The sequence below is a fragment of the Sphingobacterium yanglingense genome, from assembly GCF_004363245.1.
Lineage (GTDB): Bacteria > Bacteroidota > Bacteroidia > Sphingobacteriales > Sphingobacteriaceae > Sphingobacterium > Sphingobacterium yanglingense.
In genome coordinates this window covers 491,766-506,614 of record NZ_SNYV01000013.1, presented here as the reverse complement: position 1 = coordinate 506,614, position 14,849 = coordinate 491,766, and the positions used below count along the sequence as shown (strand labels likewise).

Here is a 14,849-nt window from a genome sequence, read left to right as displayed (position 1 = left end):
TGATTATGTAACAACGGAGGTAATAAAAAAGATAGTTACCCTCTATAAAAAACAAAAAATAGTTTTGCCTGTTCTTTGGACAACAATCTTTTAGTTCAATTAAGTATAAAACAGGTAAAAATGGCGAGTACAAAATCAAACAACAAAGAAGTAGCTAATTTTCTAGCAGAACTAGTTGCATTCCGTAATTCACTAAAATTAATCCATTGGTCGATTACCGGAAAAGGGAGCTATGAGACGCATATATCCCTAGACCAAGCTATTGATTCACTTATAGATATTACAGATAGATTGGTGGAGACCACATTTGCTTTAAAGGGAACACTGGATATAATCATACCAGAAACCAAGCGTCCAACAGATCATATTAAGCACATAGAGCAATATTATGCACGTATCGAGAGCACGAGAGAATCTCTGTTTCCAGAGACCTTCTCCCAATCCATAATAGATGATGCTCAAGAAACCATTCAACAGTTGTTATTCCGTCTAAAACGGTTGGAATAAAAAAAAGAGAGCTTCACAAAACCACCGAAGCTCTCTTTTCTTTCTATTTTAGTTTAGATTTCCTACATCATATGAGATTTTTTCTATTACGCGGTGCACAGGTAATGAAAACCAGAATTCAGCACCTTTGCCGTAGGTACTTCTAAGGCCAATTTGTCCACCATGCTGTTTGACAATTTCTGCAGATATATATAAGCCAATCCCAAACCCCTGAATCCTTTCCCCTCCTTTTTGATTCACTCGATAGAACTTATCAAATATATAAGGCTGGTCCTTAATAGGTATACCTAGTCCCTGATCCGTTACGGTAACACCACACTGTGCACCTTCAATAAATGTGGTCACATACACTGAACTCTCCACAGGAGTATACTTAATTGCATTATTGATAAAATTAAGAATTACCCCCTCCACTTTGTGCATATCAGCATTCACCAAAAAGCAGCTGGAAGTATTAAAATAAAGCTTGTTATTAGGCTGAATAACCTCATACATAGCCTTAATCTTTTCCATTAGATCACAAAAATTAAACACAGATTTATCCAGTTCCAATTGTCCGTTCTGAAGTTTGGAGACATTCAAAAAGCCCTCTATAAGATTTTTCATACGTCCCCCCTGATCCAACGCCTGTCCCAGCATCTCAATCTTCTTTGACTCCTCAAATTGGTGGTATCGTTGAGACAAGAGCTGTAAAAATGTTAAAATAGTTGTCAACGGAGTCTTAAGTTCATGACTAGCAATACTAATAAAGTCCAACTTACGCTGCATCTCTTCTTTCGCCTGTGTCAAATCAATCAGAATCCCCTGTATATAGGTCTGTTGCCCATCAAGATACTGTATAGCCACAAGCTGTATCCATATACTCGCTTTAGTCTGCACGTTTTCAATCTCACACAGCATATCCATAGGTACATTATTCGACACCAGTTGAAAAAATGCTTCGTGCAGCGGCTTACGGTATTTATCCGAAAAGCAGGACAGAAATTGTTTAAAACCTAGAGAAGATCCTAATTCAAATCCAAATTGCTTTTGGGCATGTTCGTTGAACCAAATCTCATCCATATTTTTAGAAATGCTGAATGTTCCTATCCCAGCCGCATCAATCACCATCCGAAGTTCCTTTTCCTTCTGAGCGATTATATGATGATAAGTTGTAATTTGCTCTTGTTGGAGCATACTGTCCGTCACATCTCTAGATACACCTATCAGCCACAAAGGAATTCCATCTTGATCAAAGAACACTTTCCCTTTGCTATTCACCCACCGAATTGAATTAGATTTCAGACTATTAACACGAAATAAAATCTCATATTCTCCGCCATTGCCCGGACGTTTTGCATTTTCAATAATATCTGCAATAGATTTTCGATCATGCGGGACTACAGCCTCCATGGCCACTGAAACATCCAAGCTCTCTACACCTTCAAAGCCAAGGAGCGATTGTGTAATCTCATCCCAATGCAGCCTATTGCTATCAAAATATAAAGTCCAAGTACCAAAATTAGCCGCCTTTAATGCCATATCCAACTGCTCCTCACGCACGATTATTCTCGAAAAAATGGATTTAGCCATTTCTTTCAGCTGAACTTCATCCTGATAATTAGCAAACAATGACTTAATGGTGTTAACATTAGCTTGAGTCAGTCGGGCTACATCTGTTGTGGTATTAAAAAGGTCTTCTAAAACCCGCTTCTCGATCTCGCCTTTGCCCCTTCCTTCCTTTTTCACGGCAGCACTTATCGTACAACAATGTAACAATGCGTAGGTATTACCCTCTGTATCCAAGAACGGCCTTAACTCCATATCAAAATAGCAAGTTTCTACTTTCCCATCTAAGTAAACCTCCATGGGCATAGCACTAGCGATAAAAGGCGAACCAGCTCTCCAGACCTCCTTTGCTTTCTGAACAAGCCAATTAATGGCAACAGTCATTTCTTCTCCTCCTAATGTTGTTCCTACAACTGAATCCCTTACACCCCAGTAAGACAACATCTTTTTATTAACAAATCTAACTCGTAGGCCATCACTGTCGTAGACAGCGACTGATTCAGAGGAGGAATAGCTCAAAATATCAAGAAGTACGGCATCGGACAATATCATTCCCATAAAAAAATTGGTTTAAAAGCATACACACACCTATTCTTATGCGACACAATGTCTGCACAACAATATACACGAAATTTTTTATTTTTGCAGTAACAACTTTTTCGCAAGCCTTATAAAAAACAATTCATTACATTTTTATATACCTTTAAGCATACTTACTTCGTTATTAATTACGAGTAACTATCAAAAAAATAATCATGCAATATCCCGCTTTATCAAAAATAGCTTCCATACTGTCATGTACGTTATTTTTAGCTTGTAACGGTCCTACACAAAACAATTCAGACAGCGAGTCAGAACAAAAAAAGCAATCCTACTCAAATACGGATAGCCTCCCTGTCGATGATTCGCCCATATGGAGCTATGATTACAATGCAGACACTCTAATTCGACTTGACTCCAATCGTAGTAATACCGTTACCGCGGCAGAAGCTATAAACATAATCAATAAAACATACCAAGGAAAAGTCACCTTAACTCTTGTAGGACAAGGCGCTGATACCATAAAAGTGAAAATAGAACATCCTGAAGTACTGACCCAGCAGATGGGATCCACAGGTGCTCAGGCCTATATCGCTTTAGCTACATTCACCCTGACTGAACAAACAGGAGTAAACTACGTAACTTTTGATTTTAAAGAGGGAGATCACGCTAGCCCTGGGACATACAGTCGATATTCCTTCTAAAACAAAAAAGAAATTCTTCATTATTAGCCTTCTTTTTATTACTATTAAATCCTATCTATGTTCCCCTCATGTCAATCCCCTACAGAATCACGCCGTTACACCTATTTGCTACAAAATAGCTAAATCATCACAAACCTACAATCTCTAGTTGAATCTCTATCCCTCAAACTGAATTAGAAAGATTCTAAATAATAATCCACTTATTTACATTTAATCTAAATAAAGATTTATATTTGCACTGTTTTCAATTTATTACTAGAAAGGATATGCGCTATAGTTATAGCTTTGCTTTTTTGCTATTTTCATACTGCTTAACAAATTTACTCTTCGCCCAATCAAATGATAGGATACAAGGTCGTGTTATACAACAGGACGGTCGTCCTATTACGGATGCGACTATAAAAATAGCTGATCAGACTATCCTATCACGCTCGGACGGTTCATTCAAAAGCACAAAAGCTATAAAGGGAAGACAGATTATTCGAATATCTGCAATCGGGTATGTCCCTCACATGGATACCCTAGATATAGATAACGCTAAGAAAGTCTTCCTAGAAATAACACTCTACCCTAAGGAAAATACAATAGACCAAGTTGAGGTACGGGGAAAAACACAAATACAAAAACTTAAAGAAGAACCTATACGGAGTATCATAATAGACGCTAAAGCTGTCGCCGAACAACCTAATTCGCTAGCTGAGGTAATGAACAGAGCCCCAGGTATACGTATTAGACAAAGTGGTGGAGTCGGCAATCAAGTGGATGTATCTATAAACGGCTTCCAAGGAAATGCAGTGCAATATTTCCGTGACGGAATCCCATTAGAATACCTCGGTGGTGGCTATGGCATCAACAATGTTCCGATCAATCAATTGGAACATGTCGAAATCTATAAAGGAGTGATACCCGTAAATCTAGGTGGTGATGCTCTAGGTGGGGCCGTCAATCTAGTGACCAGCCAAAATCATAAAAAAACATTTCAGGCTTCTTATGAAGTAGGTTCATTTAACACCCACTTAATCAATCTGTCGGGACAGCAACAGTTTCAGAACAATTGGTTTGCTGGCATAGATGCCTTTGTCAATTATTCTGACAACAACTACAAGGTTGATATCGAGACTGTAGACGAGAACGCAAATCTAAAACCAGCGCGGGTAAAACTCTTCCATAACGCTTACAAGCACTATTTTACAGAAGCTTATGCGGGTATTAAAAACAAAAAATGGGCTGATGAGTTACGCTTGTCCATAGCTCTTTACCAAATAGACAGACAATCCCAGCATCCCGCGTTAATGACGAACCCATATGGCGCAATCAAACTCAACAACAAAGGGATCGTTCCTTCTATCCGTTATAAAAAATCCTTTTGGGATAATCGCATCGACTTAGACCAATTTGTTTCTTACAGTAGCACCAATCGCCACAGAACCGACACCCTAAAAGGCACTTTTGACTGGTATGGCAAATTTACGCCTGGAACCTCCGTTGGAGAAAGTCCAAACCCTTCTTTAGCGAGCATAGATTATAAAAATATAATTAACAGAACGGCACTATCTTTCCATATTGCTCCGCAACATCAGATTCATGCTAACTTTATCCTCAATCGTAATACACGCCAAGGGAGTGACCCTCTAGGATTCCGCTTCACGGGGACTGATATAGACGTATTGAGCAAAGAGGCAACCTATCAAAAATCAATATTGGGATTATCTTGGGAATCCAATTGGTTCGACAAAAAATTGACAAACCAACTGTTTATTAAACATTTTTCTTTTACATCGAGGGGAATCAATGCATTCTTAAGCAATGATACCGACTTAAATAAGTATAAGTCGATATCCGACCGAAGTTGGGGATTTGGAAACGCTATCAAATATCAGATCAATAATAAGAGCTTCATAAGAGCTTCCGTCGAGCTGACCAATCGCCTCCCCCTTCAAGAGGAATTGTTTGGGGATAATGATACCAGAGCGCCTAATTTTGACCTAAAACCAGAGCGGAGCTTTAATGCCAACTTAGGCTATCGTTACGCTACGAACAACTTCGCGTCAGAAGTAGGAACCTTCTACCGTCGCACCAAAGGGATGATACTCTTGACACCAATACAGTCCCCATTCTCACAATATAAGAATCTAGACAGCATACAAGGTTATGGTTTTGATATAGACCTCTCTTATAAACTGTTCAAGAATTTTGAAGTTACAGGAAATGCAACCTGGCAGGATATCCGTATGATTGACATCGGTGTACCACTGTATAAATGGATCGAAGGTACTCGTCTTACCAATACCCCTTATTTTTTTAGCAATATTGGTTTGAAGGCTAATTTCCAAAATGTATTCACCAAAAACGATGCAATCAAACCTTATATCCATTATAACTTCATCCGTGAGTTTTATCTAGTCCATATTCCGAAAGACAAAGAAGCGGATGGTTTCTTGGGACTTACAGGTAGCTCCCAAGTCGACACAAAAGACTTAGTTCCTGATCAGAGTCTAATGAATATTGGGTTCAATTACGTCTTTCCTTCTTCAAGATGGTCACTGAGTGCAGAAGTCAAGAATCTAATGAACTCTAAATTATACGATTACTATAAAATACAGCGCCCTGGACGCAGCTGGCATTTTAAAATAAATTATTATATAAAATCAATCAAAAGTTAATACTATGAATAAAATCAGTTTAAAACTCATATTGGGACTATTATCTAGCAGTCTGTTCTTCGGTGCCTGCAAAAGTGACAAGACATCTGAGCCAGATCCAGGAGGGCAGGCAAAATCTAAATATGTCGTTATGACGGTCACCGATCGCAACCAACCGAATGGAGGCGGCTACATATCAGCATTCGATCAGTACCCTAGCGGAACTATTTCAAATGTAACAGGAGAGAATTCACTCCAGGGTGTAAATGGTATGGCAGGCTGGAGACCCTATGGCAATTGGATTTTTAAAATGGTCCGCAGTAGCGACGCTGCTCAAGGTATCGAGAAGATAGAAGTAGCCCCTAATGGGAAAGTAACTGTTGGACAATTCATTTCTTCTAAAAACCCAACAGAAGCAGCCAAATATTTTGGAACAGGAAACTTTGTGATACAAAACGAGACTTCGGGCTTTTATTGGGATGCCGCAGAACCTTTGAATATCCAAAAATTCAGCCCTGCCGAGATGAGGAATACGGGCTCCATAGAACTCGCCCAAGCAGTGAATGAAAACATAAAAGAAAACGATGCCGAAGGCATCAAATTCAAAGCGATAGGCCAAAAGTTCCTTGCAATAAAAGGAGGTAAGTTATTTGCCAATATCACCTATGGAAAGACCGCAGCAAAGCAAGCCGGCTTTTTCGACGATTATTTCCCAGACATCTATATCGCCGTTATAGACATCGCTACAGGTAAACACGAAAAAACGATAAAAATCGAAAACGCGGGAGGTATCGCCTATATCAACGATAACCCAATGTACGACTTTGACACCAATGGAGACCTTTACATCGTAACACAGGGAACACATGCCCAAGGACTTGGAGGAAAATCGAAAATAGTTCGTATAAAAGCCAATGAGACAAATATTGACAAGGACTGGACACTGCGCTTCTCCGATTTCAGAGCAGCAGATGATGGCAAGTTTGTTGGTGTGCATGCTAAAAACGGCCAGCTAATTCTCGTCTTAAATACAGATCCGCTAACTGGGGGGCCAACTGGAAATATAAACAGCAAAGATATCTGGAAGTTCTACTCGGTCAATGTCAATCAAAAAGAGTTTAAGGAGATTAACGGCATACCTGTTGGAGTAAACCCAGGCGCTGCACTAGCAGTAGTTGAAATAGATGATAAAGTTCTACTAAGGGGAGCTGCATCTGCTGGGGTGAACGCCTATTTCGAGTATAACTACGCTACCAATACCGCTACGAAATCGTTCGAAGTAAAAGAAGGAGGAACACTAACTGGATTTGTAAAAATACAGCTTAAATAAAATAACTTTATACCTATATCAATTTTCTGGAAAAGGGTTGCAACTCGTTGCAACCCTTATTTTATAAGGTATATTGAATACCCTAATCTTCTCTAGAACCATCGTCTGCCATACGGACAATCCGAGGTAAAAAAGTAGCTACCACATCCACTAATCCAGTTTGAGCAGCCATTACAGTATGGATATCTTTGTAAGCCATTGGTGCTTCATCCATTCCCGCTCCCAACAAGCGCACCCCATTATCAGCCAGCATCATCTTCAATTCCGCTGCAGAGAACGTCTTAATAGCCTGTGTACGACTCATCAATCGTCCGGCACCATGAGAAGCAGAGTTAACAGCAGCCACCTCACCCTTACCGCGGACTAAAAAACCGGGAGTAGCCATAGAGCCCGGAATAATTCCCATTACACCTTTACCTGCTGGCGTTGCCCCTTTACGGTGCACAATTACTTCTGCCCCATTATACTGTTCTTTCCAAGCAAAATTATGGTGGTTTTCAATCTTTGTCAGCAGAGCGGCTCCCAATGCAAGTATAATCTTATCGTGGATCACCTCATGACAAGCAGAAGCATAATCTCCTGCCAGGTTCATCGCCAACCAATACTCCTGTCCCTCTTCCGAATTCAAATCAAGGTAGGCCAGATTCTCTGCCTGATAGGGAAGCTTGCACAATTGCTTTGCTAGCTTTGTATAATGCCCTGCAATAGTCGCACCTAACCCTCGTGATCCAGAATGTGTCAACAGCGCTAGATATTTCCCTTTTGCTACCCCTAAAGCAGTATCTGAATCGGCAAACTCCATTACCCCAAATTCAACGAAGTGATTCCCCCCGCCCGAAGAACCTAATTGCGTCCAAGCCTTATCTTTCAAGGCCCGAACAAAAGCATTGGACTCAAACACGGAGCTATCTAACACTTCATGATCGACACGTTCGTGCTTCAGATATCCGTTACCAGCTCCAAAACGAGTATGCTTCATAATCAATTCCTCCAATCTATCTTTATGTTCCTCGATATAAGTCGCCGGGATATCAAATACGGATAAAGCCATACGGCAGCCGATATCTACCCCTACCCCATATGGTATCACTGCATTATCAGTAGCCAATACTCCCCCAATTGGTAACCCATATCCCTGATGAGCGTCTGGCATAAGCGCTCCCGTAACCGCAACCGGCAATCTCATTGCTATATCCATTTGTTTTCTAGCTCCTGCTTCGATATGCTCTTCCCCAAACACCCTATAGGCTATGGATTCATCGCGTAATGGAACACATTTCTCCATAATGGTATCTAACTGCAACAGCACTTCTGCCAATGGCCTGAATACTTCGTCCGTCAAAAACCTGTTTGGATCTGCTAATACCGCTTTAAAATTGGTCAGCATCTGCTCTCGCGTAAATCCTAATCGTCTCTTATTAATCTTTAATGCTACACCCATTGCATGGTTTTCTTTATAGCCTATTGCCAATAAATCATTACCATTGATTCTCTTATTTTCCATTTCCTGTTAAACCTCTATTTTTTTCTACAATATCCCCTACTTAACGAACAACTGTTTTAATTGATCGACAATCTGACCATTTCCAGATACCGAGATACTGTTGATCTTCTCTGCTATCTTCTCCACATATTCCATCTCCTTCAATTTGAACAACATGGTATTCTCCTCCATGAGCTTCGCCGTATTCAATAAGCTTCTCGTAGAAGCTGTTTCCTCTCGTCGCATGATTACATTAGCCTGTGCACGCTTCTCTGCAATCAAGACCTGGTTCATGATTTCCCGCACATCACCTGGCAAAATAATATCCTTAAGCCCGCCCGTCAACAATCGTACCCCCAAACCGTCGGCGTCATCCGTTGTAGCTTCAATGACATATTTGGAAATCTCTACTTTATTTTCCATTAATTCATCCAGCGTCATCTGTCCAATATAGCGACGTAAAACCAACTGCATCGACGAATACAATTGCTTTTCAAAATCCCTATTTTCAACCAAAGCCCGCTCAATCGAATTAACCTGGTATTGTACCGAGAAATTAATCCTTAGCTGTGCTTTATCTTTCGTCAAAATCTCTTGTCCAGTAATCTCTAGGGTAGTCACACGTACATCTACCTTACTCACAGCAATGCTTGTAGCGTTCTTCCACCAATAGTAAGTACCTGCTTCCAATAGCTTTACAAAAGTCCCATCGACAAACAACACCCCTTTCTCATACGCTTCGATCTTATATTGACGCACATAGTAAGCCAATGTCTGCTTTTCCAAAAGTTGCCGCGATACCGTATCCGAAATAGCAATACCCGAAATATTCTCAATCTGTATACGATACGATTGCAAGCCCTTCCAGAACACATGACGTCCAGACGCAAGTACTTTATTAAAATTATTGTTCACAAAAACCAACCCCAATTCATCGTCAGCAATATCGACTACTTCGACAACAGCAGAGAAACCTTCGATCTGCAGTAAGACATCGACGTCATGACTGGTATGAAATGGTTTAGACAGATCATAGGATTCCAATTTTTCTCCAAAACCCAACCAATACTTTCCTTGTGTCAGCACACGCACTGCCAAATTATGCTTAACAACTATGCCCACCTGATTTACATTTACTGTTACTCTTTTCATGATATTTCTTTTTAATGCTGTTTACAAATTATTTAATAAGCTTTTCGTGTTCTGTCCATCGCTCCCAAACGGAACCCAGGAGGAGTATTTTAGTCCTATTCCCATAGGCTATAAAACTATTCCTATGATCACAGCGCCAAAACACCTGTCCTGAGTTGCAGAGTACGGTTACGATTGTTCTACCCATCCTTTATTCGAGCAAGAATCAGTGATACTGACCCAACTCTCCTAAAAAACAAATACAACCGAACAAAAGACGAAAAGCTTTAATGAAGACTTTTTGAAAGAAAGTCTAAACTTAATCAAAGCAGAATCCCTAAATTCTGTGCATTCGACCACTATGCTATTCTACTTCCGCAGAAGTGGGATTCGAACCCACGTTTGATGAGTTGCTGTTCTACCAGGCTGAACTATTCCGACGAATCGGAAGCAGGATTCGAACCTGCGACATACAACGTTGTAGTTGCGCAATGCGCAACTCCTCCCCCTAAGCCGTATACTTTGCCAGTATATTGTATTCTATTGAACCAACACTATCCTGCTATTCAGAAACAGGAGACCAGGGCAGCCTATACGATATTAAAGGCTTCTTTGTGCTTTATGCACATATCTTAAAGCTTGACGCTATTTTTAATCAAAGAACAATCGTCGTTACCGACATTACAAAGGTGCAGCCTCTACTACGCAACAGTTATGCGTATTAAAAAATATTTTAAAAAATAACATAAAAAGCTGTTTATCAAATACTATAAAAAACAAGAAGAAAAGAAAAGGATAGTATTACGCAAATAGAATGCGTAGTAAAATAAATACACTATATTTACACTGTACATATTTCTCTTACCACACCTTATGGCAGCTAATAAACTCGCGCTTATTCGATACAAAATCATTGATGACTGTCTTCGACAGACCCACCGCAAATGGACGCTAGAAGACTTGATAGAACGGGTTTCCGATGGACTTTATGAGTTTGAAGGTATACACAGTGGGGTGAGCAAAAGAACCATACAGGGAGATATACAATTGATGCGAAGCAATAAACTGGGATATAATGCACCCATTGTCGTTCTCAACCGTAAATTTTACACCTACGACGTTCCCAACTATTCCATCAGTAATTCGCCTCTCTCCGACCGTGATCTATCTAAAATGAAAGATGCTGTAGACATTCTAAAGTACCTCAATGGTTTTTCCTATTTTGAAGAAATGAGCGACATGATTGTACGCTTAGAAAATAGCCTATCCAAGCAAACCGACAAATCCCCTTCCCATATCCAACTGGAAAGCAACAATCTATTAAAAGGATTAAACTGGATTACCCCTATACACAAAGCCATACGTGAACAGATCCCCCTACTCATAAGCTATAAATCTTTTAAATCAAAAACCGAACAAGAAACTGTATACTATCCTTATCTACTCAAGGAATATCGAAATAGGTGGTTTGTCCTATGTAAACCAAAAAAAGGAAATACACTCATTACACTAGCACTAGACCGTATAGAAGACTTGAACGAGATGGAAAAATCAGGATATGTGCCCTACAATGGTATAGATTTCGAACGTTATTATGCAGATACAATCGGTGTCACAAGATCAGAAAAAGACAGGGGGCATCGTGTCATATTACGTGTCGATTCCAAAAATGCTCCTTATGTCATAACGAAACCGCTACACCCCTCCCAACAACTATTGGAGACCAAAGCTGATGGTACAGTATTGATACGACTCGATGTGGTATTGAATTTCGAATTAGAACGCGAAATATTAGGTTTTGGAGAATCTATGAAAGTATTGGCGCCCAAAAACTTAGTCGATCGTATCAAACGCAGAACACGTAAGATGTTACAACAGTATACCGAAGAAAACGATATTTAAAGCTAAAAACATGAAATCATTGACATTAGGCGAACATTTCGGAGAAAGCAAAAGAAAGATTCAATTCAACAATCTAATTATAAGCGAAGCAATAATAGCCCCTAATTCCCACGTGCCTTGGCATTATCATGAGAACGCTTATTTCCTTTATAGCGTCAAAGGAAGTTTTATTGAGGTCAATAAAAAAGAGAAAATACAATGTTCGCGCAATACACTGCTCTATCACAATTGGCAAGAACCCCACTACAATGAGAGCATCTCAGAAGGTGTCAATTATTTTCATATCGAGATTGAAAAGAAATGGTTTCATGAAAAAGAGTTAGATCCCAATATCATAGAGGGTAACATAAACATACATCATCCCGAGATTAAATCCCTATTCCAAAATATATACAAAGAACTCAATGTACAAGATGCCGTCACTCCCATAGCAATTGAAGGCATGTTGCTACAGGCTTTTGCGCTATTACAACGCGATGCACAAAAAATCACTTTAGGACATCCTCCCAAATGGGTCAATAGACTCCAAGAAATCATATCTGATTCTTACGACTTTAACCAATTAGACTTACAGCAATTGGCCGAGCAAATAGGAATCTCAGCGGTTCATCTTTCACGGACCTTCCCCCGCTATTTTGGTGAAGACCTTAGTCGATTGATCCGCAGACGAAAGATTGAGCGTAGCAGAGAACTTCTCGAAAAGGGAGACCTCTCCAACGCAGGCATCGCTTACCAATGCGGCTTTTCGGATGAAAGCCACTTTATCAAAGCATTCAAAAATCACTATGGAATCACTCCTGGACACTATAGAAAAGGAGCAATGAAAGACCTTAAATGTTAACCAATTACCAGATGTTATGAACCTCCTATTTTGTTTCCTTTAAATACAGCAGTTTTACACCTGTCAAATACAAAAAACAAAATATGGAAACGCACTTGATATACTACCACAGTCCTAAGACTACGCTAAACCAAACACAGATCCTAGATTATGGCACGGATGATAATGGATTCTTTATCATACCTCAGGAATCCTGTTATTTTCCGGGTGGAGGCGGACAAGAAAGTGACACCGCAGAGATAACCATTGGTAATACAACAATCCCGATAATCAAAGGGGCTTTTCACTCCAATAGTCTAAAAATCTACATCGATAGGCAGGAAATAGAAGACAATGCAATTATTACCCTTAAAATTGATCCCATCAAGCGAGCAGTAAATTCACAACTACACACCGCCGGGCATCTTATCACCTCGATAATATATGAAGAGCTTAAACTCAATCTTACCCCTATCAAAGGTTCACACTATCCTAGTAATAGCGCAATAGAGTTTGACACAGCAAATACAGTCCAGAACATTGATATAGAAGACATCAACAGCATCTTAGATACCTTTATCCGCCAAAAGATCCCAATTCATTCCAAAATAGTTTCAACAGCCTCTTCCGAATACAAAGACTCCTTTAGAACTTCTCACTTCACCCCCCAGGCGGATACAAGCATTAGACTTGTAAAAATAGGCAACTACCTGAATTATGCTTGTGGAGGCACTCATGCTACCGATACGGCAGAGCTTCATGGAATAAGAGTTTTAAAAGTAAACACAAAGAAAAATATACTTAAAGTAAAATACGGCTTTTAAAACAACAAGCCGCTCGAGATGGTACAGAATTAAAAAACAACGGTAGACCAGTAGCAAATAGAAGACTGCTCCTTGATTTAGTTAGGAATCCTAACTACTTTTGAATATGGCAATATTGCCTCAGAGACAGAATTAAAATTTAGTGAACATGTCAAAATCAATTTTTTACCACGCAGGATGTCCCGTATGCGTTAGCGCAGAGCACGACATCGTCAACCTTGTAGGAATCGACAACGTAGAAGTCGTACACATTGGTGAAGTCAGAGACCGGATAGAAGAAGCAGAGAAAGCTGGCGTAAAGTCTGTACCCGCTTTAGTAACACCGCAAGGAAATGTACTACACATCAACTTTGGCGCATCGATTTCAGATGTAAAAGGTTAAAAGCTTGCCCCACTTAGATAGGATAACTATCTTTGTGGGGCATTTTTAGTATTAAAATAGAATCACACAATTATTAAAATCAATAAAAATGCAAGTAGCTGTTTGGGATACCTACGTAACAAAAAAGGACGGTACAATTATGCACTTTGACATTATTGTACCTGCAGCAATAACTGATGCTGCTGTAATTTACAATTATGGAAGAGATTACCTTAAAAGTAAAAACCAGGAAGGGCAACCTCTGACATCACATGAATGCCAATTCTGCCATGTAGAACAGGTCCGAACCGAGTGGCAAAATGAAATAAAAGAAAAAGGAGTTTTCATCTATGAAATGGAAAACTGTAAATAAGCAGCAGACAACATGAACAGATCCGATTTTGATCTGGAACAACAGAACAGCAATATAGAAAGCAAAATTGTAGCTTCATTGGAAAGAATAACCCAATCTTTTCGTGTACTACTGTGGCGTCAGAGCAAAGAATTTCCTCTGACGCCTACTCAAATACAGCTCTTAATTTTTCTACTTCACCACGATACCGAAAATCGGAAAGTAAGTTACCTCGCTGAAGAATTCAACATGACCAAGGCAACGATCAGCGAGACCGTCAAAACATTAGAGCAAAAAGAGCTCATTGCCAAGGAATATGAGGAACAGGATACAAGAAGTTACACCATCCATCTAACAGACAGAGGAAGAGAAGTCGCTCAACAGACCTCCTTATTTACAGAAGAAATAAGAACACCTATCCATAATTTAAACGATACGAGTAAAGAAATACTATTATCCAGCCTTCTAGAAATTGTCACTCATCTCAATCAATCCGGAATAATAAGTGTTCAGAGAATGTGTATCAGCTGTTCCTATTACCAATCTTCTGATGATGGAACACTTCATTTTTGCCGATTGTTAAATCAAAAACTAGCTACCACAGATCTTCGTATAGACTGCCCAGAACATCAAGCCAAAGCCTTTTGAGGTAAAAGGTAATCAATAGATTCTACCGTTGACGGATATCTCAAATCTGATATCCGA

General features: G+C 39.7%; 13 protein-coding genes and 1 tRNA gene. 10 read left to right on the top strand and 4 right to left on the bottom strand.

The features are described 5' to 3' along the window. The first annotated feature begins 120 nt into the window (after positions 1–120). The gene (locus CLV99_RS10485) at positions 121–507 is read left to right on the top strand and encodes a DUF5856 family protein (RefSeq protein WP_021070603.1); all 387 of its coding nucleotides are present in this window, start codon (positions 121–123) and stop codon (positions 505–507) included. Positions 508–555: 48 nt separating this feature from the next. On the opposite strand, the gene CLV99_RS10480 is transcribed toward CLV99_RS10485, so the two are convergent. Then, positions 556–2,613 carry a sensor histidine kinase gene (locus CLV99_RS10480; RefSeq protein WP_133584449.1) on the bottom strand — a complete coding sequence of 686 codons (2,058 nt, stop codon included), beginning with the start codon at positions 2,611–2,613 and terminating at the stop codon, positions 556–558. Positions 2,614–2,810: 197 nt separating this feature from the next. Here CLV99_RS10480 and CLV99_RS10475 point away from each other — a divergent pair, with 197 nt between their 5' ends. The 3 genes from CLV99_RS10475 (at position 2,811) to CLV99_RS10465 (ending at position 7,271) form a co-directional block, all read left to right on the top strand. After that, positions 2,811–3,299 (top strand): hypothetical protein, encoded by a 489-nt coding sequence (locus tag CLV99_RS10475; protein WP_133584448.1) that lies wholly within the window; start codon positions 2,811–2,813, stop codon positions 3,297–3,299. A gap of 266 nt (positions 3,300–3,565) precedes the next feature. After that, the gene (locus tag CLV99_RS10470; RefSeq protein ID WP_133584447.1) at positions 3,566–5,962 is read left to right on the top strand and encodes a TonB-dependent receptor; all 2,397 of its coding nucleotides are present in this window, start codon (positions 3,566–3,568) and stop codon (positions 5,960–5,962) included. A gap of 4 nt (positions 5,963–5,966) precedes the next feature. After that, positions 5,967–7,271 (top strand): hypothetical protein, encoded by a 1,305-nt coding sequence (locus CLV99_RS10465; RefSeq protein ID WP_133584446.1) that lies wholly within the window; start codon positions 5,967–5,969, stop codon positions 7,269–7,271. An 82-nt stretch (positions 7,272–7,353) separates the two neighbouring features. Here CLV99_RS10465 and CLV99_RS10460 read toward each other — a convergent pair whose 3' ends face one another. The 3 genes from CLV99_RS10460 to CLV99_RS10450 form a co-directional block, all read right to left on the bottom strand. Then, entirely contained in the window at positions 7,354–8,775 is a 1,422-nt protein-coding gene (locus tag CLV99_RS10460; protein ID WP_133584445.1) for an RtcB family protein, read from the bottom strand. Between the two features lie 36 nt (positions 8,776–8,811). Then, the gene (locus CLV99_RS10455) at positions 8,812–9,906 is read right to left on the bottom strand and encodes a slipin family protein (RefSeq protein ID WP_133584444.1); all 1,095 of its coding nucleotides are present in this window, start codon (positions 9,904–9,906) and stop codon (positions 8,812–8,814) included. Positions 9,907–10,260: 354 nt separating this feature from the next. Then, a tRNA-OTHER gene (locus CLV99_RS10450) sits at positions 10,261–10,327 on the bottom strand. Positions 10,328–10,758: 431 nt separating this feature from the next. On the opposite strand from CLV99_RS10450, the gene CLV99_RS10445 reads away from it, so the two are divergent. The 6 genes from CLV99_RS10445 to CLV99_RS10420 all read left to right on the top strand — a co-directional run bounded on the left by CLV99_RS10445 (position 10,759) and on the right by CLV99_RS10420 (position 14,792). Continuing rightward, positions 10,759–11,787 carry a helix-turn-helix transcriptional regulator gene (locus tag CLV99_RS10445; protein WP_133584443.1) on the top strand — a complete coding sequence of 343 codons (1,029 nt, stop codon included), beginning with the start codon at positions 10,759–10,761 and terminating at the stop codon, positions 11,785–11,787. A 10-nt stretch (positions 11,788–11,797) separates the two neighbouring features. Further along, the gene (locus CLV99_RS10440) at positions 11,798–12,628 is read left to right on the top strand and encodes a helix-turn-helix domain-containing protein (RefSeq protein ID WP_133584442.1); all 831 of its coding nucleotides are present in this window, start codon (positions 11,798–11,800) and stop codon (positions 12,626–12,628) included. An 83-nt stretch (positions 12,629–12,711) separates the two neighbouring features. Beyond that, entirely contained in the window at positions 12,712–13,431 is a 720-nt protein-coding gene (locus tag CLV99_RS10435) for an alanyl-tRNA editing protein (RefSeq protein ID WP_133584441.1), read from the top strand. A 148-nt stretch (positions 13,432–13,579) separates the two neighbouring features. Then, positions 13,580–13,813: a thioredoxin domain-containing protein gene (locus CLV99_RS10430; protein WP_133584440.1), complete on the top strand. Its 234-nt coding sequence runs from the start codon at positions 13,580–13,582 to the stop codon at positions 13,811–13,813. An 88-nt stretch (positions 13,814–13,901) separates the two neighbouring features. After that, on the top strand, positions 13,902–14,165 hold the full coding sequence (locus CLV99_RS10425) for a DUF2024 family protein (RefSeq protein WP_133584439.1): 264 nt from the start codon (positions 13,902–13,904) through the stop codon (positions 14,163–14,165). Positions 14,166–14,177: 12 nt separating this feature from the next. Continuing rightward, positions 14,178–14,792 (top strand): MarR family winged helix-turn-helix transcriptional regulator, encoded by a 615-nt coding sequence (locus CLV99_RS10420; RefSeq protein WP_133584438.1) that lies wholly within the window; start codon positions 14,178–14,180, stop codon positions 14,790–14,792. Positions 14,793–14,849 lie beyond the last annotated feature (57 nt).

Excerpts from the sequence above, each read along its gene's own strand:
- CLV99_RS10445 (WP_133584443.1), top strand. The coding sequence starts at position 10,759 with ATGGCAGCTAATAAACTCGCGCTTATTCGATACAAAATCATTGATGAC.
- CLV99_RS10465 (WP_133584446.1), top strand. The coding sequence starts at position 5,967 with ATGAATAAAATCAGTTTAAAACTCATATTGGGACTATTATCTAGCAGT.
- CLV99_RS10460 (WP_133584445.1), bottom strand. The coding sequence starts at position 8,775 with ATGGAAAATAAGAGAATCAATGGTAATGATTTATTGGCAATAGGCTAT.
- CLV99_RS10430 (WP_133584440.1), top strand. The coding sequence starts at position 13,580 with ATGTCAAAATCAATTTTTTACCACGCAGGATGTCCCGTATGCGTTAGC.
- CLV99_RS10425 (WP_133584439.1), top strand. The coding sequence starts at position 13,902 with ATGCAAGTAGCTGTTTGGGATACCTACGTAACAAAAAAGGACGGTACA.
- CLV99_RS10480 (WP_133584449.1), bottom strand. The coding sequence starts at position 2,613 with ATGGGAATGATATTGTCCGATGCCGTACTTCTTGATATTTTGAGCTAT.
- CLV99_RS10420 (WP_133584438.1), top strand. The coding sequence starts at position 14,178 with ATGAACAGATCCGATTTTGATCTGGAACAACAGAACAGCAATATAGAA.
- CLV99_RS10470 (WP_133584447.1), top strand. The coding sequence starts at position 3,566 with ATGCGCTATAGTTATAGCTTTGCTTTTTTGCTATTTTCATACTGCTTA.
- CLV99_RS10440 (WP_133584442.1), top strand. The coding sequence starts at position 11,798 with ATGAAATCATTGACATTAGGCGAACATTTCGGAGAAAGCAAAAGAAAG.
- CLV99_RS10475 (WP_133584448.1), top strand. The coding sequence starts at position 2,811 with ATGCAATATCCCGCTTTATCAAAAATAGCTTCCATACTGTCATGTACG.
- CLV99_RS10435 (WP_133584441.1), top strand. The coding sequence starts at position 12,712 with ATGGAAACGCACTTGATATACTACCACAGTCCTAAGACTACGCTAAAC.
- CLV99_RS10485 (WP_021070603.1), top strand. The coding sequence starts at position 121 with ATGGCGAGTACAAAATCAAACAACAAAGAAGTAGCTAATTTTCTAGCA.
- CLV99_RS10455 (WP_133584444.1), bottom strand. The coding sequence starts at position 9,906 with ATGAAAAGAGTAACAGTAAATGTAAATCAGGTGGGCATAGTTGTTAAG.